Annotated in this window: 15 protein-coding genes; 14 read left to right on the top strand and 1 reads right to left on the bottom strand. The window is 58.5% G+C overall.

Going from position 1 to position 19,504, the window contains the following annotated elements; genetic code table 11:
- Positions 1-16 precede the first annotated feature (16 nt).
- The 13 genes from BN1132_RS08250 to BN1132_RS08190 all read left to right on the top strand — a co-directional run bounded on the left by BN1132_RS08250 (position 17) and on the right by BN1132_RS08190 (position 17,618).
- Positions 17-1,030: an NAD-dependent epimerase gene (locus BN1132_RS08250; protein WP_042076713.1), complete on the top strand. Its 1,014-nt coding sequence runs from the start codon at positions 17-19 to the stop codon at positions 1,028-1,030.
- Between the two features lie 12 nt (positions 1,031-1,042).
- Entirely contained in the window at positions 1,043-2,209 is a 1,167-nt protein-coding gene (locus BN1132_RS08245; RefSeq protein WP_042076712.1) for a nucleotide sugar dehydrogenase, read from the top strand.
- 334 nt (positions 2,210-2,543) lie between these two features.
- Entirely contained in the window at positions 2,544-3,659 is a 1,116-nt protein-coding gene (locus BN1132_RS08240) for a polysaccharide export protein (RefSeq protein ID WP_042076710.1), read from the top strand.
- 64 nt (positions 3,660-3,723) lie between these two features.
- On the top strand, positions 3,724-4,152 hold the full coding sequence (locus BN1132_RS08235; RefSeq protein WP_042076707.1) for an arsenate reductase/protein-tyrosine-phosphatase family protein: 429 nt from the start codon (positions 3,724-3,726) through the stop codon (positions 4,150-4,152).
- Between the two features lie 55 nt (positions 4,153-4,207).
- A complete protein-coding gene (locus BN1132_RS08230; protein WP_042076705.1) occupies positions 4,208-6,385 on the top strand; it encodes a polysaccharide biosynthesis tyrosine autokinase in 2,178 nt (725 codons plus the stop codon).
- Between the two features lie 153 nt (positions 6,386-6,538).
- Positions 6,539-6,769, top strand: a complete 231-nt coding sequence (locus BN1132_RS19450) for a hypothetical protein (protein ID WP_084202696.1) — start codon at positions 6,539-6,541, stop codon at positions 6,767-6,769.
- 71 nt (positions 6,770-6,840) lie between these two features.
- On the top strand, positions 6,841-7,509 hold the full coding sequence (locus BN1132_RS08220; RefSeq protein WP_244462924.1) for a YjbF family lipoprotein: 669 nt from the start codon (positions 6,841-6,843) through the stop codon (positions 7,507-7,509).
- A 62-nt stretch (positions 7,510-7,571) separates the two neighbouring features.
- The gene (locus tag BN1132_RS08215) at positions 7,572-8,261 is read left to right on the top strand and encodes a capsule biosynthesis GfcC family protein (protein WP_167335704.1); all 690 of its coding nucleotides are present in this window, start codon (positions 7,572-7,574) and stop codon (positions 8,259-8,261) included.
- Entirely contained in the window at positions 8,258-10,342 is a 2,085-nt protein-coding gene (locus BN1132_RS08210) for a YjbH domain-containing protein (protein ID WP_042076697.1), read from the top strand. The genes BN1132_RS08215 and BN1132_RS08210 overlap by 4 nt, the downstream gene beginning before the upstream one ends.
- A 114-nt stretch (positions 10,343-10,456) precedes the next feature.
- A complete protein-coding gene (locus tag BN1132_RS08205; RefSeq protein ID WP_042076696.1) occupies positions 10,457-12,157 on the top strand; it encodes a PglL family O-oligosaccharyltransferase in 1,701 nt (566 codons plus the stop codon).
- A gap of 172 nt (positions 12,158-12,329) precedes the next feature.
- Positions 12,330-12,779 carry a glycine zipper 2TM domain-containing protein gene (locus BN1132_RS08200; RefSeq protein WP_052447009.1) on the top strand — a complete coding sequence of 150 codons (450 nt, stop codon included), beginning with the start codon at positions 12,330-12,332 and terminating at the stop codon, positions 12,777-12,779.
- 136 nt (positions 12,780-12,915) lie between these two features.
- Positions 12,916-13,569: a YceH family protein gene (locus tag BN1132_RS08195; protein ID WP_042076695.1), complete on the top strand. Its 654-nt coding sequence runs from the start codon at positions 12,916-12,918 to the stop codon at positions 13,567-13,569.
- Between the two features lie 188 nt (positions 13,570-13,757).
- Positions 13,758-17,618: a DEAD/DEAH box helicase gene (locus BN1132_RS08190; protein ID WP_042076694.1), complete on the top strand. Its 3,861-nt coding sequence runs from the start codon at positions 13,758-13,760 to the stop codon at positions 17,616-17,618.
- A 73-nt stretch (positions 17,619-17,691) separates the two neighbouring features.
- Here BN1132_RS08190 and BN1132_RS08185 read toward each other — a convergent pair whose 3' ends face one another.
- Positions 17,692-18,585, bottom strand: a complete 894-nt coding sequence (locus tag BN1132_RS08185; protein ID WP_042076693.1) for a DNA replication terminus site-binding protein — start codon at positions 18,583-18,585, stop codon at positions 17,692-17,694.
- 509 nt (positions 18,586-19,094) lie between these two features.
- Here BN1132_RS08185 and BN1132_RS08180 point away from each other — a divergent pair.
- The gene (locus BN1132_RS08180) at positions 19,095-19,304 is read left to right on the top strand and encodes a DUF1127 domain-containing protein (RefSeq protein WP_042076692.1); all 210 of its coding nucleotides are present in this window, start codon (positions 19,095-19,097) and stop codon (positions 19,302-19,304) included.
- Positions 19,305-19,504: the final 200 nt, after the last annotated feature.

The raw sequence follows: 19,504 nt of genomic DNA, 5'->3' as shown, positions 1-19,504 counted from the left end.
GCATAAGGAGAGATTTGTGAAATATTTAGTTACGGGAGCGGCAGGATTTATTGGCAGCGCCGTCAGTCAGCGGCTCTGCCAACAGGGTCATACCGTTATTGGCATCGATAACCTGAATGATTATTACGAAGTCTCGTTAAAAGAGAACCGCCTCGCTCGGCTGGCGGGTGAAGCCAATTTTGATTTTCGCAAACTTGATCTGGCCGATCGGGCAGGAATGGCCGAGTTGTTTGCCAAGGAGCAATTTGAACGGGTCATTCATCTGGCTGCGCAGGCCGGTGTGCGTTACTCCTTGGAGAATCCCTTTGCCTATGCTGACAGCAACCTGGCAGGGCATTTGGCCATCTTGGAAGGGTGCCGTCACAACGGTGTCAAACATCTGGTCTATGCTTCTTCCAGTTCTGTGTATGGCATGAACGGCAAAATGCCGTTTGCCACTCAAGATGCCGTCGATCACCCCGTCTCACTCTATGCCGCTTCGAAAAAGGCCAATGAGCTGATGGCGCACACTTATTCCCATCTGTACGGCATTCCAACCACAGGCCTGCGCTTTTTCACCGTCTATGGTCCATGGGGTCGCCCTGACATGGCGCTGTTCAAGTTCACCAAAGCCATGCTGGCTGGCCAGCCAATCGATGTGTATAACAATGGTCAGTTGAGCCGTGACTTTACCTATATCGACGATATTGTTGAGGGTATCTTGCGCATTGCCGATGTGGTACCGGTTGCCAATCCTGACTGGCAGTCAGAGAAAGGTTCACCCGCTGACAGCAGCGCCCCTTATCGTATCTTCAATATCGGTAATGGCAGTCCAGTCAAATTGATGGACTTTATCGATGCCCTGGAAAAGGCGTTGGGCATTGAAGCCATCAAAAATATGTTGCCAATGCAGGCCGGTGATGTGTATGCCACCTGGGCCGACACGGAAGATTTCTTCGAAGCGACAGGGTATCGTCCTGTCATGTCTGTTGAAAAAGGGGTTCAGGCCTTTGTCGAATGGTATAAAAACTATTATAACGCGCAGCGGTAAGCGAGGTTTGTTGTGAAAATTGCGATTTGTGGTACGGGTTATGTCGGTTTGTCCAATGCGGTATTGCTGGCACAGCACCATGAGGTGGTGGCCGTTGATGTGATTGCCAGCAAGGTCGAGATGATCAATCAGGGCCGCTCTCCCATCGTAGATAAAGAGATAGAAAGCTATCTGGCCAGCCGAGATTTGAATCTGCGTGCCACTCTGGATAAAGAAGCGGCCTATCAGGGCGCTGCCTTTGTCATCATTGCCACGCCGACCGATTATGATCCAGAGACTAACTATTTCAACACCAGTACCGTGGAGTCCGTGGTCATGGACGTGATGGCCATCAATCCTGATGCGGTGATGGTAATAAAATCGACGATTCCGGTGGGTTTTACTGCTCGGCTGCGGGAGGAGTTGGGATGTGCCAACCTGATTTTCTCGCCAGAGTTTTTGCGTGAAGGGCGCGCCCTCTATGACAACTTGCATCCTTCGCGCATCGTGGTGGGGGAGCGTTCAGATCGGGCACAGGTGTTTGCAAACCTGTTGCTGGAGGGCGCCATCAAGCAAGATGTGCCTGTACTTTTCACTGACAGCACTGAAGCAGAGGCGATCAAACTGTTTGCCAATACCTACCTTGCGATGCGGGTGGCATTTTTCAACGAGCTCGATACCTATGCCCAACTGCACGGGCTGGACAGTCGGCAGGTAATTGATGGCATTGGCCTCGATCCGCGTATTGGCAGTCACTACAACAACCCCTCCTTTGGTTATGGTGGCTATTGCTTGCCAAAAGATACCAAGCAGTTGTTGGCGAACTACAACAATGTCCCCAATAACCTGATCCGCGCCATTGTGGACTCCAACACCACACGCAAGGATTTTGTTGCCGACTCGGTGATCCGTAAAAATCCAACTCGTGTCGGTGTATATCGGCTGGTAATGAAAGCGGGTTCCGATAATTTCCGGGCATCTGCCATTCAAGGTGTCATGAAACGGATCAAGTCCAAGGGCATTGAGTTGGTGGTCTATGAGCCTAGCCTGACAGAAACTGAATTCTTCCACTCACGTGTGATGACTGATCTGGTGGAATTTAAAGCAAGCTGTGATGTCATTCTGGCAAACCGCATGGTGGATGAGCTGGCCGATGTCATGGATAAGGTATATACCCGCGATCTGTTTGGTAGTGATTAATCCCCCTGAAACAGGTTGCCCTTTGCGGGCAACCTGCCATGGGTCGTTTATTAGGCCCAGTGAGTTGCTCATATCAAGCAATCATCATATTGACATCATGCCACCACGTTAATTGGCCAAGCGGTGCCGTGGCGCCGATATGGGACACCGTCACGCAAGGTGCTATTGATAGGCATGTCATGTCTATGGTTAATCCGCACAGTCTCTCGCCATCATCTCTGGTGGCAGATCCGATTTTCTTGATAAATTTTCCTGATGATTTTCCGTGTTCTCCGTTATCATACGGCGATTTTTCGGTTCAGTTCTTGATGGCAAGCATAAATAAGGTGTGGAAGTGAAAAGGATTCAGCTCATCCCTCTGTTGTCGGCCGTGGCCCTGCTCAGTGCATGCACTGTGGTACCGGGTACCAATCTTTCCACCAGCGGCAAGACCGAGGTGGCTACCGGGACGGTTGATGTTGATCAACTGGCCGATGTTTACCCGGTGACGCCTGCCCTGGTCAGCCAACTTCGCAAGGCGCCTGTGGTGGGCAAGGCCAACCCTGAACTCAATAGCCAGATCAGCAGCTATGAGTACCGGATTGGTGTCGGTGACATCCTTAATGTAACGGTGTGGGATCACCCAGAGTTGACCATTCCCGCCGGCTCATATCGCAGCGCCAGTGAGGCGGGTAACTGGGTGCATGCGGATGGCTCCATCTTCTACCCCTATATCGGCAAGGTCGCCGTGGTAGGAAAAACGGTGTCTGAAATCCGTGTGGATATCGCCAAGCGGCTGGCCCAGTTTATTGAAAGCCCGCAGGTGGATGTCAGCATTGCCGCTTTCCGCTCCCAGAAGGTCTACATCTCCGGCGAGGTGGCCAAACCTGGCGCGCAGCCTATTACCAATGTGCCCATGACCCTGCTCGACGCGTTCAATCTGGCGGGCGGCTTGAGCTCGACGGCGGATTGGCACCACGTGGTGTTGACCCGTCAGGGCAAGGAATACCCGCTGTCACTTCAGGACCTGCTGCAGTATGGCGATCTCTCCCATAACCAGCTGATGCGCGATGGCGACATGCTCTATGTGCCGCGCAATGATGCCCAGAAAGTGTTCGTCATGGGGGAGGTCAATAAAGCCTCAACCCTGACCATAGGTCGTGAAGGGATGAGCTTGACCGAAGCCCTGAGCAGTGCCGAGGGCTTGAACCAGAATGCTGCCAATGCCACGGGGATCTTCGTATTGCGCCCGGCGGGCAAATCGCAGCAGAAAGCAGCCATCTACCAACTCGATTTGAGCGATGCGACCGCTCTGGTGATGGGTACCGAGTTTGCGTTGCAACCCTATGATGTTGTCTATGTGACGACGGCACCAGTAACACGCTGGAACCGCGTGTTGAGTCAGCTGGTTCCCTCTATCAATGGGTTCAACGAGTTGACCGAGGGCATGCTGCGGGTTCGTAACTGGTAAGTCTCGATGTGGTGTCGGCGTGGCATCTCTCTCGCGCCGGGAGAAGGGAAAGAGTAACAGCGATATGTTTGAGAAGATTCTAGTAGTGTGCGTGGGCAATATTTGCCGCTCCCCGACAGGTGAGCGTCTGCTGCGTGAGCGTTTGTCTGGTCGCCAGATCACCTCGGCCGGGGTGAGTGCCCTGGTTGACAAGCCAGCCGATCAGGTTGCTACCGAGGTGGCCCAGCAACATGGACTTTCCCTGGAGGGGCATGTTGCACGCCAGCTTACCCGCGCGTTGTGCCAGGAGGCCGATCTCATCCTTGTCATGGAGAAAGGGCATATTTCCGCCGTGACCGGTATTGATCCTGGCGCTCGCGGCAAGACCATGCTGTTTGGCCACTGGCTGGGTGAGTGCGAGGTGCCTGATCCCTATCGTCTCAGCCGGGAAGCTTATGAACACGTCTACCAGTTGTTGGCGCGTAGTGCCGATGGCTGGGTGAAAAAACTGTAACAACACTCGCAGCCTGTGTTCAGGTTTATCTGACAATAAAAATGGATTCTGTGTAATGACGACTTCTTCTGTTTCGTCCCGGCAAAACAGTGCCGTGGTGGAGAACGATGAAATCGATCTGGGGCGCCTGCTGGGTTACCTGATCGATGGCCGTTGGTGGATTGTGACCATCACCGGCCTCTTTATGGTGATAGGGGTCACCTATGCCTTGCTGGCAACGCCGATCTTCAAGGCAAACGCACTGCTGCAAGTGGAGAAAAAGGCCAGCGGTACCGCCCTGCTCGGCGATATGGCTGATGTGCTGGGCGGCGAACAGGCTGATGCCGCCGCTGAGATAGAGCTCTTGACCTCCCGTATGGTGCTGGGGCGTACTGTGCAAGAGCTTCATCTTGACACCTTGGTGACTCCCGATTTCTTCCCACTGGTCGGCCGTGGTTTGTCACGCATGATGGGCCAGCCCTATCCCAAGGTGGCGGTGAGCCGGTTTGAGGTGGCTCCCGAGTTGATCGACACACCAATGACATTGGCTTTTATCGGGGATAGCCGTTTTACCCTGGAGGTTGAAGGCCGGGTACTGGAAGGGCAGGTAGGTAAGCTCTTGACAAAAGAGGATATCACCCTGCTCGTGGCCGATGTGGCTGCGCAGGATGGTCAGGTATTTACTCTGGTCAAGCAGCCACTGCTGGATGTGATCGGCGAGTTGCAGCGTGATCTTCAGGTCAGCGAGAAGGGCAAGAATACCGGGATCATTTCCCTTGCTCTGGAAGGGGAAGACAAGGGGCGCATTCGCGCCGTGCTCGATAGCATCAGCCAAAACTATCTGCAGCAGAACGTGGTGCGCAAGACCGAAGAGGCCCAGAAAAGTCTGGATTTCCTGCAGACCCATCTGCCCCAGGTCAAAGATGATCTGAACCGTTCGGAAGAACTGCTCAATACATATCGTCAACAGAACGAGTCGGTCGACTTGTCGCTGGAGGCCAAGGCCGCACTGGATACCATGGTGGGTCTCGAGAAGCAGCTCAATGAGTTGACCTTCCGTGAAGCTGAATTGCAGCAGCTCTATACCCGTCAGCATCCTGCCTATATTGCGCTGATGGAAAAGCGACAAACCCTGATCAACACCAAGAACAACATCAACAAGTCGATCAAGCGCTTGCCGAAAACCCAGCAGGACATCTTGCGTCTGACCCGTGATGTGCAAGTGGGTCAGGAGATCTTCGTCCAGTTGCTCAACAAGCAACAGGAACTCAATATCATGAAGGCGGGCACCATCGGGAATGTGCGGATCATCGACGATGCTGCTGTCGAAACCCGTGCCGTCAAACCGAAGAAGCCGCTGATCGTGGTACTGGCCACCCTGCTGGGTGGCATGCTGTCGGTGGGTGTCATCCTGGTGCGTGCCGCGTTCCATCGCGGTGTAGAGAGCCCCGAGCAGTTGGAAGAGATGGGGCTGTCTGTTTATGCAACCATTCCTTATTCAGGGGATCAGGCCAAGATCGAGCAGCAACAAAAGAAGAAACGTCGTCAGGCGATGCCGCTCAACGAAGCCTTGCTGGCCGCCCGCAATCCAGCCGATCTGGCGATGGAATCGCTGCGCAGCCTGCGTACCAGCCTCCATTTCGCCATGATGGAGGCAAAAAACAACATAGTGATGATCTCTGGCCCTGGCCCTGGCCTGGGCAAGACCTTTGTGTCTACCAACTTTGCCGCCACCTTGGCCATGGGGGGGAAAAAGGTGCTGGTCATCGATGCTGACTTGCGCAAAGGCTATATGCAGAAAGTCATGGGGCAAGAGATGGGGGCCGGCCTGAGCGCTTATCTGGCAGGCCAGACCGAGATGATGCAGGTGATCAGCAAAACGGGGTTTGACGGGCTTGATTTTGTCTGTCGTGGCGCTGTACCGCCCAACCCATCTGAACTGCTGATGCATCCTCGTTTCAAGGCTTTGCTGGATTGGGCCAGTGAGCATTATGACTTCGTCATCGTCGACTCCCCGCCGATCCTGGCAGTCACGGATGCGGCCATCGTCGGTCAGCATGTAGGTGCTTCCTTGCTGGTGGCGCGTTTTGCCAAGACGGCAGTCAAAGAGGTGGAGGTGGCGATTCGCCGCTTCGAACAGAATGGCGTGGTGATCAAGGGTATTCTGCTCAACGCGGTAGAAAAGAAAGCCAGCAGTTATTACGGTAATTACGGATATTATCAATATAGCTATGGTGATAAAACGAAAGCCTGATCCAGTCTGAGAGAATAGATAAGGGATCGGTTATATTCTAAGGGGCAAAATTGAGGGTTCAATTGATGCCTCTTTTGAGTAATACTAGATAACGCTGGGAGTACTCAGCGTCTCAGTGTTAGTTTTAGCTGTGTCAACAAAAAGGAAGATAATATGAAGAAGACTGCGTTTGTTTTGGCCGCGCTGCTGGCTGTCTCCGCTAATAGCATGGCTGCAGAAGAAGTTGCTGGCGTTGCTGCTGGTTCTGGCGCGGCCGGTGCTGCTGCGGGTGTGGCTGGTACGACTATCGCCATTGGTGCTGCTGCTGCATTTGTGGCTGTCGTTGCAGTATCTGAATCCAATAACCGCAACAATAACACCAGCACTACCACGTCAACCCGATAACATTCAACAAGGCTGCTCAGTTTGAGCAGCCTTGTTTTTCCTCTTAGTCCCTCATGGATGGTTTATTGCGCGTGGCACAGTATTTATTCCCCCCCCTCAGGTTATTGGCATTATCAGCCGCGATTTTATTGGCTGGATGCAGTACCTCAACGCATCAGACAATAGAAACCTTGGGCTATGTATTTAAAAAGCCTGATGACATCGTACTGACAGCATCTGAATTGAGAGCCTTGCCCTATGCGAGTGCCTATATCAAGGTGGGGGATCTACCCCAGGCCTTGGTTGTGCTGGCCTATGTCAATGGTCCGCGCATGTCATGGATGAGTGCCGATGGTGTGATGTTTGTGACCCAACATGGGCGCTTGATTAAAACAGTGGGTTTGCCAAATGATTTGCGCTATCTGGGGAGTTTGGAGAAGGATCCGCTGAAGACCTCCCGGTTAGACAAGACGCCATCGATGGTGTGGTATAGCGTCGCTGAGTGGTCGAAAAAATACACCAGTGGTTATCCCTTGAGCATGCATTACACGCAGACGGGTAATGAGGTTCTGAATATTATGGACCGCCCCTATAAAACGGCGATTGTTGAAGAGCACGTCGTTACCGCCCCGAATGAAGATCGATGGCTGAATCATTTCTGGATCGATGAGCAGACAGGTCAAGTTCGTAAATTCCAGCAGCAATTAGGTCCTTCTTTGCCAATGATCGAAATGACATTCCTTAAGCCCTACTCATCATGAAAATAATATATAGCTTATTGCTCGCTACCTTGGGATTTGCCCCCGTTATGGCGGATGTGTCCGTGTCTATTTGGTGGCAAGGTCAACCGAAAACAACAATGACCCATCCCCAGTCCATGCTGTTGAGTGACGTATTGTTAAACTCGGCAGTCTCCCAGTACGAGAATTATTGGCCTGTCGCGCATATTTCCACCCCTGCGCGCCAAAAGGACATTGAGTATCAACAGCAAGCCGTGCTGAAGGATCTCACCTTGCTGGCAACGTACTGGCAACAGCATGATGAAGCTGAGCTCGCCCATTCCGCTTTACAGTTGCATCAACAGCTACAGCAGTTGCATTTGACGGGGCGTTTCGAATTGCCTGTCGACCCGGATATCAGCCTGGTACCTTCAGGTGTCAACCCCGTATTGCAGGGGGATTATCAGCTGTATCTTGCCCCTCGCCGTTCGCAAATTTATCTGGCTGGCTTGATTGGTCACCCCGGCGAAGTCCCCGTTTTACCTGCTGCGGGCCTGCGTGAATATTGGAAGAGACTTAATTTCTTGTCTGGCAGTGATGACACCGGTGCTTATTTGATCTCACCCAGTGGCAAATCTGAGTGGATCCCCGTTGCCATCTGGAATGAACGCCATGTCGAAGCCATGCCAGGAGCGACCTTGTTTGTCGGTTTTACGCCGAGTGTGCTGCCTGAGCAGTATCAAGACTTGAATACACGCATGTTGACGTTGTTAGCGAATCGGATGCCCAAATGACCTACCCAAGACTCTCACTGATTGCCCTGCTGGTATCCTTTGCAACCCACGCCGATGCCGACATTTTTGAGCCGTTGGGGCCATCACAAAGTGACTTTGGCGGAGTTGGCCTGCTGCAAATGCCAACCGCCAGGATGGCCAAGACGGGTGAATTCAGTGCCAATTATGTTGATGATGATCAGTATCGTCGCTGGTCCATGTCAGTGCAGCCGTTCGACTGGCTTGAAGCCACTCTGCGTTATACAGACGTAAGAACTCGCCTTTATAGCGCGAATCCCGATTTCAGTGGCGACCAGACTTACAAAGACAAAGGAATGGATGTCAAAATCAGGTTGCTGGAGGAGTCTACCTGGATCCCGAATATCTCTTTGGGTTTCCGTGACCTGATGGGAACGGGGCTGTTTGATAGTGAGTATATTGTCGGCAGCAAGCGTGTTGGCCCGTTTGATTTCACCCTTGGCATGGGCTGGGGGAATATGGGAGAGAGCGGGAATATCACCAATCCTTTTTGCGAGTGGAAAGATGATTGGTGTTCCCGCGATAATAGTTATTCCAGCGGCGGTGGTAGATTTGAAACCGGGAATATGTTTCATGGTAATGCTGCATTATTTGGTGGTGTTGAATACCAGACACCTTGGCAGCCACTTCGCCTGAAGCTGGAATATGATGGCAATGATTATAGTAATGAATTTGCTGGGAAAATAGACCATTCGTCCCCTATCAATATAGGTGCTGTTTATCGTCTGTTTGACTACATGGACACCCATCTTAGTTATCAGAGGGGAAATACTCTGATGTGGGGCGTGACTCTTCGTACCAATTTTAATGATCTGCGGCAGAATCATTTAGATGAACCCCGTCCTGTTTACACTGCAGGTAAGGCTCCGTCTGATGCCTCTGAAGTTGATTGGCCTGCTATGGCGGGACAATTTGAAAACAATGCTGGTTGGAGTGCGGCTTCACTTTATAGTGACCAGTCCAAGGTAACCTTGCTGGGCCAACAGCACAAATACAGAGACCAGCAAGAAGCAATCGATCGTACGGCCTTGGTTGCGATTAATCATCTACCTGAGACTGTCGAAGAGTTGAGAATCATTGAGCGCCAGCGTGATTTCCAGTTGCAAGAGACTGTGATCGATCTCGACTCTGTGCGAAAGGCTAACCAGCCCCAGGTTCTTGGGCAGGAGACGGTGGCAGTAGATCATCAAAAAGTACCAGATCCTGTTCAGGGAACGATTCGCTACCAATCTGAACCAGAGTGGTTCTCTTATTCATTTGACCCTACCCTGACGCAATCTTTTGGTGGCCCTGAATCATTTTATATGTACCAGATAGGTATTAATGCCAACAGTGAGTTGCGTCTTACCGATAAGGATTGGTTACAGGGTACGTTGTTCTTCAATATCGCGAATAACTACGACAAATTTAATTACAAAACACCGCCTGCCGATACAGATGCGTTACCGAGAGTTCGCACCTGGGTGAGAGAGTATGTCGACTCTTCCAATATACTGCTGAACAACCTCCAGTTAACGCATATGGAGCAATTTGGTCAGGAGTGGTACGGCCAAGCATACGGCGGATATCTGGAAATGATGTACGCCGGTGTCGGGGGAGAGGTGCTTTATCGTCCTTTCGGTCAGTCATGGGCTCTGGGTCTGGATACCAACTGGGTCAAGCAGCGTGATTGGAACAACACCCTGAAGATGGCTGACTACGACGTTGCTACGGGTCACCTGACTGGCTATTGGCAGTTGCCTTTCATGGACAATGTCACTGCCAAGGTAGCTGTCGGGCGCTATCTGGCTGGTGACCTGGGGGCCACGTTTGATTTCTCCAAGCGCTTTGACTCCGGGATTGTGATGGGAGCATATGCAACCTTGACGGATGTGTCGGCCGAAGAGTATGGGGAAGGCAGTTTTACCAAAGGCATCTACATCACGATTCCCTTTGATTTGATGTTGATTCGCCCCACAACATCCAAGGGAACAATTGGATGGGTTCCTCTGACAAGAGATGGGGGGCAGATGCTCAGCCGTAGCCATACCTTGTATGACATGACCGAACGCCTGCCGCTGTAAGACTCTTCTCGGTATTGATTCGCTAGTGTGATGAGCCGTGATAGTGTTTTCACTGTCACGGCTTTTTTTATGCATGATGAGGCATAAATGAGAAGAGAGTGCAGTGTAGTTCATATGGTTTTTTGGGGAACGTCGGTCTTGTACTGGCTGCTGGGCATGCATTTCTTTATGCACAACCCCGGCGGGGCCGGGCTCTACCTGCCGTTCAACGCCTGGGGCTGGATCTTCGCGAGCCTGGTGATGGCCCTGGGGCTGTGGCAGGTCACCCTCAACCAGCGGCTGATGGTTTCGCCGCTGCTGACGGTCCTGTGGCTTGGCGGCTTGCTGCTGTTGCTGCCCATGGCCTATCCCGGCTTCGAGCTCAAGGATTACGCCATTCCCCGGCTGCTGGGGCTGTTTGCCGGCCTGCTGTTCCTCGCCAGCCTCTACCAGTGGCGACTGGATCGCGGCGCACGCGACCGGCTGCTCTATCTGCTGCTGGGTGCCGTCGCCATAGAGGCGCTGCTCGGCCTGGTGCAGTACTACCTGCTGGTGCCGGGCAACTGGCTGGGCTATGACACCAAGGTCAACCGCCCCTACGGCATCTTCCAGCAACCCAACGTGATGGCGAGCTTCATGGCGACCGGCTTGTCGCTGGCCATCTGGCTGGAGCTGCGGGGCCATGGGCACCCCTGGCTCAGGGGGCTGCGCTATGGGGTGATCCTGGCAACGTCCCTGCTGCTGGTGGTGGTGCAATCCAGGGTGGGGCAACTCGGCGGGGTGCTGGCCCTGCTGCTGCTCGTGCCCCGGTTGCACCGCGAGCGGTTGCTGGGCCGGATGCTGGGTCTGGTGGCCCTGGGTGTGGCGCTCGGGCTGGCCTCCCAGTACGGGATGGCGGGGGCAAAGCGGGGGCTCGAGATGTACCAGTCCGGCGGCATGCGCTCGGTCTACTGGCCCTATGCTGCCAGGCTCATCGCCGAGGCGCCCTGGAGCGGTTGGGGCTACGGCAGCTTCGAGTCCGTTTTTCTGCAGCACTACATGGCCGACAAGGCGCTGAACCCCGCCATGGTGCAGATCGAATACAACCTGGATCACCCCCACAACGAGTTTCTCTACTGGGCGGTGGAGGGGGGGCTGGCCCCCATGCTCGGCATGGTGCTGATGGGGGGCGCCCTGCTGTGGCGGCTGGGTCGTGCTGGCATCGTCAGGGGGGCGGCCTTGCTGGCCCTGGTCACGCCCATCCTGTTGCATACCCAGACCGAATATCCCTTCTACCACGCCATTGCCCTGTGGTGGGCGCTGCTGCTGCTCATCCATGTGGTGGATGCGGAAGTGGAGGAGGAGGGGCTGGCCGGCCACGCCAACTGGCGGGAGCATGTCTGTCGCCCCTGGCTCTTGCTGCGCTTCGCGGCCATCGCCATTCCCCTCATAGTCGTGCCCTTTATGCTGACGGCCCTGCACACCGCCTGGGTGGTGACCAAGTATGAGCGGGGCGGTTACAAGCAGCCGGCGCTTCTGCTCGACATCGTCAATCCCATGGCCTGGCTGACCCGGGTGGAGTTTGACGTGAACGCGGTGCGGCTGATGGTGGGCCTGCAGAGCAACAACAAGGGGGAGCTGGAGGCCTATCTCGACTGGGGACAGGGGTTCGTGCGCCATACCCCCAGGGCCAATATTTACGCCAACATGGTGATCGCCCTCAATGCCCTGGGGAGGCATGAGGAGGCCGATCGCCTGCGGGCCGAGGCCCTGGTGCTTTATCCGGGTGAGCCCTTGCTCACCGGCTCGGCGGCGAGATCCGTTGCCGCGACCCTGGAGCGCAAGCCCTCTTCATAGTCCGGAGTGACAGCCCTCGGTGTCTTTCCATCACGGCCGCCTCGCGGCCGTGATCATTTCCACCTCGGGCAAGCTGGCAGTCAGCTTTGGTGGTGTAGTCTCCCCGGGGGGATGGCGTGGCCCAAGGCGGGGTCGGCGTCATCGGGTCTTGGTCGTCACCGGAGTGGATATCGTGAAGAAGAGTGCATTCATCGTCATCAGCCTGCTCGCCCTGACGGGTTCGCCCGCTGTCGCGGGCACCAGCGCCCAGGTGGAATACGGCACGGTACAGGAGAGCCGCCTCCTCACCCAGGAGGCGCCCCGGCAGGGAACTACCCGGCCCCTTCGCACCATAGGGGCGGCCGCGCTGGGAGCCGCCGTCGGCAGCCAATTTGGCGGTGGCTCCGGCCAGACCGTCGCCACCACAGTGGGGGCCGTCGCGGGGGCCGAAGTCTCCCGCCGCCGCCAGGGTAACCAACAGAGCGGGCAGGGCCGGCAGACGGTCGAGCTGCTGATCAAGACGGAGGCGGGCAAACTGCTCAACGTCGTGCAGGAGCAGGATCCCGCACTCACCTTCGCCAAGGGGGACAGGGTGCGCATCCTGACCACGGGAGCGGACACCCGGGTCGACAAGTCTGTATAGCCACGTCGAGGCAGGAGCTGTACAAGGTTGCACCAAGGGGGGCATCGGCTCGCAAAAACGGGCTTGAGTGCTGGACGGCGGTAGCGTCTTGGCTAAGATAACCGTCTTAACGTCTTGTTTGGCAAGGGAGTATGACATGGAGATAGTACTAGGCCCATTAGAGGCGCGCGTGATCGGCTGCCTGATAGAGAAAGAGATCTGCACGCCGGATCAGTACCCTCTCTCGCTCAATGCGCTGGTCAACGCCTGCAACCAGAAGAGCAACCGCGAGCCCGTGCTGGAGCTCGCCGAGCTGGACATCCGCGCCGTGATCGACGAGCTGATCCGCCGCCGCCTGGTGGTCAATACCGCCGGTTTCAACGCCCGGGTGCCGCGCTACCAGCACCGCTTCTGCAACACCGAATTTGGCGAGCTCAAGTTCAGCGCCCAGGAGCTCGGCATTGTCTGCGAACTCTTGCTGCGCGGCCCGCAGACCCCGGGTGAACTGCGCTCGCGCACCAATCGCCTGTGCAGTTTCGACGACGTGACCGAGGTGGATGCCGTGCTGGCCGGCCTCGTCGAGCGGGGGCCCTATGTGGTCAAGCTGCCCCGGGAGCCGGGCAAGCGGGAGTCCCGCTACGCCCACCTGTTCGGCGGGGAGATAGACCTGGAGGCCCTGGCACAGAGCGCACCGGCAGTCAGCCACGCCTCTCCTGCCGCCGATCGCCTGAGCCAGCTGGAAGAGGAAGTCGAGCGCCTCAAGTCGCAGTTGCAGGCGCTGGAATCCCGCCTGGCACGGCTCGAAGGCTGAGGGTGACTCCTGGCTCAATCAAGAGGCGCTGCGGCGCCTTTTTTTATGGCGCCGGCAGCCTGAGCCAGTGGCCGTGGCGGCGCCTCCAGATCCCTGCGCCGCTTTTTTTGTGCTAATTCGCGCTTAAGGGTCGAGCCGCCGCCGCTTTCCCGTTAAAATTCCGCCTTTGCATCTGCCCGTGAGTTCCGATGTCAGCCTTCACCCTCTCTTCGGATTGCCATGTCCTGCTCTGCGAGCTGCAACTGCAGCGCGCCGCCAGCACCCGTTACCTGCAAGACACGCTGCATGGGCAGCATTCGCTGACCGACACCCTGAACCGGCTGGAGCGGCTGGGGCTGATCCGCCAGCGCACGGAGCAGCAGTGGAGCCTGACGGCGGAGGGGACCCTGACCCTGATCCTGGCGGTACGCTCGGGGGCTTGCCCCATGCCGGACTGGCGCCGGGTGCCCTCGGTCACGGGGCAGGAGGTGGCACAAGGGGTGGTGCGCGAGCTCTGCCTGGGGGAGGCGGGGCAGATCCCGGCCTATTACCAGAGCGCGGAGCTCCTGAGCCTGCTGGATCTGCCCGACGCCCATCGCCTGCTGCCTGGCTCCAGCCCCGCCTGGCAAACCCTGCTGCTCGAACACTTCGCCCTGCAGACCCTGCTGGATGCCGAGCCGGAGGCGAGCTGGCCGCTGGCGTCCCTGGTCACCCCTTGCGCCCCTGCACTGGCGGCGCGGGTCGAGGCGCTGGCCACCGAGTGGGAGTGGCTCTGCGGCCCGCTGACCGGCGAGGTGACCACTCACTGGCCGTCGCTACAACAACTGGCGGCGCGGGAGGATGAACAGCCCCTGGCCGAACGGCTCCAGAGGGCGCTTGGGCAGTGGCAGGTGCAGGGGGGGGCCGGGTCCTGGCCCAGGATGTTCAGCGCCCTGCTCTGGCTCGGCTGGTTGCAGCAGGCGGATCCCGTGCAGGGGAGCGAACAGCGCAAGAAGTGGCAGCGCAGCCTGGGCAATGGCTCCCCCCTGCTGGCGGATCTGCTGGGACAGTGGGCGGGCGATCGCCACGGTCAGGCGGTGGGGCTGTTCGATACTCTGCAACTGCCGCTGGAGGAGCTGCACTGGGGCTATCTCTGGCTCGATCTCTGCGCCCTGGCCCGCCACGGCGAACAGAGTCCCCAGGTGACCATATTGCACAAGTGGGATCTCTCCCACCTGCTCGAGGCCGAGCCGCGCCACCGTCTGATGGCCTTCTGCCAGGATCTGTTGCGGCTCTTGCTGGGGCAGGGGGCGGTGCGTGCCCCGCTGCATTCGCTGCGCGCCTCCCCCCTGGATGAGGACGAGGAGGGGGCACAGGGCGAGGAAGGCAAGGCGCCCGCCTCGGCGAGCTGGCTCAACTGGTTGCAGGGGCTGGGGCGCTCGAGCGGTGTGCGCAAGCCTCAGGAGCGGCTGGTATGGCTGCTCCACGCCGAGGGGCCCGAGCTCGAGTGCAAGATCCAGAAGCAGAGCACCAAGGGGGAGTGGACCGCCGGGCGCCGGGTCGATCCGGCCCTGCTCTCCACCCAGTACGCCAACCTGCTGGACGAGGCGGACTGGGCGCTGGTGCGCACCCTGCAGCGCAATATGGGCAAGCTGCCGCGAGAGGCCTGGCGCCCCCTGGCGGACCACCCCCGCCTGTTCAATGCCAAGGGGCAGAAGCTGCAACTGGCCATCAGCGCCCCCCTGCTGCAGATAGTGCCGGAGGAAGGCGCCCACGACCCGGCGGCCCAGGGCGCCGGCATGAAGGCTCTGCTGAGCCCGGCCGCCGCGGCCCGTGGCGCGCACATCGTGCCCCTGGCCCAGGATCTGTGGCAGCTCATTCTGACTCCGCAGGCGCTGCTCGACAGGCTGCCGGCCCTGGAGGCTATCCCTGCGTTGCCGCCCGCCGGGCTCGACGAGCTCCAGCGCACCCTGGATGCCATCCCGGATCTTCCCTGGCACAGCCAGGTGGCGGGGCTCAAGGGCAACGCCGAGCTGGCCCCCTGGCCCGGCATCCCCTCGGTCCAGCTGGATTGGCAGGAGGGCCAGCTGGTGGTCCAGCTGGTGACCCGGGAGGGGGATCTCCCTCCCTTGCCCCTTGGCAAGGGGGAGGCCATGGTGCGCCAGGGGATCCGGGAGTACCACTACTGGCAGCGGGATCTGGCCGCCGAGAAGGCCGAGGCCCAGCGCCTGCGCAACCAGTTGCCCATCGGCCTGCCGGGCAACGAGTGGAAGCTGGATGGCGAGCAGGCGCTGACCCTGGTCAACGCCCTGCCCGAGCTGGTGGACGCCGGCGTGGTGGTGCACTGGCACCAGGACAGCGCCCGCCTCAAGAGCCTCGACGAGGCGGCCTTGAGCCTGCGCATCGAGCGGCGCCAGGACTGGTTCCAGGTGGAGGGGGCGCTGGCGCTGGATGAGCACCAGATCCTCGATCTTCGCCTTATCCTGCGCCAGCTGACCCCGGGGCAGCGCACCGTCCAGCTCGACGAGAAGACCAGCCTGATGCTGAGCGACAAGCTGGTGGAGCGTCTCACCATGCTGGGGGCCATGCTGGACACCGAGCAGCGCATCAACAACAAGCTGGCCTATCCCCTGGCCCGCCTGCTGTCGGCGGTGACCACCGCCGGGGATGACGCCTGGCACGACTTGCAGCAGGAGTGGCAGCAGGAGGTGGAGTGTGCCCCCGAGCTGTTGACGGCGCTGCGGGACTACCAGAAGGAGGGGGTGCGCTGGATGGCGACCCTGGCCCACCACGGCTTTGGCGCCTGTCTCGCCGACGACATGGGCCTAGGCAAGACGTTGCAGGCGCTCATGGTGCTGCGCATGCGCCAGCATCTCGGCCCCGCCCTGGTGGTGGTACCCAAGTCAGTGGTCACCAACTGGCAGGAGGAGGTGGCGCGGTTTGCCCCCGAGCTGGAGGTGGTGGTGTTCGAGCACCCCGCCGAGCGGGCGACCCTGATCCAAGAGGCCAGGGCCGGGCAGATCATCCTGGTGAACTACGGCATGCTCGGCAGCCTCTCCCAGGCGCTCAAGTCCCGTCACTGGGCGAGCATGGTGCTGGACGAGGCGCAGCAGATCAAGAATGCCGGCACCCAGCGTGCCAAACTGCTGTTCCAGCTCGACGGGGATTTTCGCCTGGCCCTCTCCGGCACCCCCATCGAGAACCACCTCGGCGAGCTGTGGAGCCTGTTCACCTTCATCAACCCGGGCCTGCTCGGCAGCCTCGGCGAGTTCAAGCGCCGCTTCGGCAAGGCGGTGAAGGATCCCCGCCACATGGCGATGCTGCGGGCGGTGATCAGCCCCTTCATCCTGCGCCGCCTCAAGCAGCAGGTGTTGACCGAGCTGCCGGACAAGACCGAGATCATCCACCACATCAGCCTCTCCCCCGAGGAGCGCCAGCTCTACGAGGCGACAAGGCGCGAGGTGGTGCAGCAGGTGCAGAGCGCCGATGGCCGCGCCCTGATGCACGTGCTGAGCGGGCTGACCCGGCTGCGGCGCCTCTGCTGCTCGCCCCAGCTGGTGATGCCGGAGTGGTCCCAGACCAGCAGCAAACTGGACGAGGCGATGAACCTGCTGGAGGAGGCCATCGACGGCGGCCACCGGGTGCTGGTGTTCAGCCAGTTCGTCGATCTCCTGAGCCTGCTGCGAGCGCGCATCGCGCAGAAGCAGTGGGACTACTGCTATCTGGACGGCGGCTGCTCCGCCAAGTCCCGTCAGGAGTCCATCCTGCGTTTTCGCCACGAAGCGGTGCCCCTGTTCCTCATCAGTCTCAAGGCGGGGGGCACGGGTCTCAACCTGACCCAGGCCGATACCGTGCTGCACCTGGACCCCTGGTGGAACCCGGCGGTGGAGGATCAGGCGAGCGATCGGGCCCACCGCATGGGCCAGACCCAGCCGGTGACCGTCTATCGGCTGGTGTGCGAGCAGACGGTGGAGGAGAAGATAGTGGCCCTGCACGACGAGAAGCGGGCCCTGGCCGATGGCCTCCTGAGCGGCCAGTCCGAGGTGAAGGGGCTGGACGTGGAGAGCCTGAGAGCGCTGCTGATGAGCTGACAGCCTGTGCGGGTGAGCGAGACAAGGGGAGCATCTGGGATGCTCCCCTTGTCGTTGGGGCCGTGCGGGCGAGCTACCCCTGATAGAGGTAGAGGTGCAGCCGCTCGATGATGGGCTCGCCGCCAATCTTGCGATCCCGGCGCGCCTGACGCAGCTTGGGCGGGTAGTGGCCCAGGTGGGTGACGCTGGGCGAGGTATCGGAGCAGAGCAGCAACGGCAGGCTCGCCTTGAGTTGCTGCTTGCGCGGCTCCCTGTCCTGCCAGAGCAGGTTGATCATGGGGTGGGTCTTGACCGGCCGGCGGATGCGCAGCTGGGCATCCGCCGGCAGGCGGCGAATGTCGTACACCTCCTGATCCACCATCTTGCTCCACTCCTCGTTGTCCGACAGGGCCGGGATGTAGCGACGGCTGCGCTCCAGCATCTCCAGCACCTGCTCACGGCTGAGGCGGCTGATGCTCTGCTTGTCGGCCCAGGTGAAACCGAGGGAGTGGAGCGCCCCCTGAAGCCAGGTCAGCTTGCGATAGACCTGCAGGGTGATGACGCCGGGCAGGGCGCCGTGCACCAGCTCGAACTTCTCGTCCCGTCCGCCGGCGGCCTGCACCAGGGCCTTGAAGGCGAGCTTGTGGCCGTTGATCTCCTCGATCAGGGGGGCCAGATCAGCGGCACAGGCGGCGGGGAAGCGCAGCCAGCCCGGCAGGCGATGAGTCGCCTTGGTGGAGCAGCCGGGGCGGGCGCTGTGATCCTGAAAGGCCGCCAGGGTCGCGGCCAGCGCCGCGTCGCCCTGCAGATGGCCGACTTCGATGGCCTCGATGGGCTCGTGCTCTTCCCCCTGCGCCACGGCGGGGAGGGGATAGACATGGGCCTCCTGCAAGTCGAGCCGGGCGAGCCGACTGGCGAGGCGGGCCAGGGCCTCTTCCAGCAGGGCCATCTGTTGGCGCAGGGCGGCGGCGGGGGTAAAGGTGTCCATCGGCAGATCCTGTGTGTCGCCTGTCCGGCATTGAGGGGAAAGGCAGCATGACTGACTACTGTATAAATAACCATACCAGCATGTCGACAGGGTGCCAAGTGTCCCTTTCTGCCCCTGATCGGGGTCGCCTCGCGGTGCGTGGCGAAGGCGTTGCCTTGCTGCATCGTTCTGTTAAATAACGATCTTTAATGAAACTTTCGGTTAACAATTGGTGGTGAGACCGGGCTGGCCGGCTTTGGGTCCGGCGCCGGTCCGTGCATAGCTAACGTAGGAAACTGCATAGTTAGAAACCCGTGATGCAGGAGAAAATGCTGTCGGGTTGCACGGGGGAAAGTTGCCCTGACATTTATGATAAAAATCATATGGTTATGTTTTTATGGCTGGGGAGAATAGCCATTACTTTTACTAATGTCATGTATCAAAATTCGTCAATTGAGGCACCTCACCGGGCTGACTAAGCTTTGCGCAAGAAAATACGAACCCAGTGCAGAACTTAGAGGAGCCACACCATGGCCAACATGACCTATACCGAAGCCGGTTACCAGCACTCCAGCGACTCGAACCTGGTTGCTCGCGCCAAGATGACCGTCCTGACCTGGCTGGAACGCAGCCGCAGCCGTCGCCAGCTCTCCGAGCTGCCCGCCTACCTGCTCAAGGACATCGGTCTGAACGAAGCCGATCGCTATCAAGAGACCACCAAGCCGTTCTGGCGTGGTTGATCAGCCGGGCACGGATGCCTCGTTTCTCTCGCTGATCCCCGGGGCCTGATGCCCCTCGTGAAGAGCCGCCCTTTCCCCTTGCCGTCTGCCGTCGTTTTTCCTCCCCCGTATTGCTCTCGCGTCCCCTGGTGTTGAATGACTTGTCATCAACCATCGCCAATTTTGTGTCGTTACTGTTTGAATTTGTTTAAAAATTGATT

The sequence above is a fragment of the Aeromonas sanarellii genome (assembly GCF_000820085.1).
Classification (GTDB): domain Bacteria; phylum Pseudomonadota; class Gammaproteobacteria; order Enterobacterales; family Aeromonadaceae; genus Aeromonas; species Aeromonas sanarellii.
This window is presented reverse-complemented; position numbering and strand designations above follow the sequence as displayed.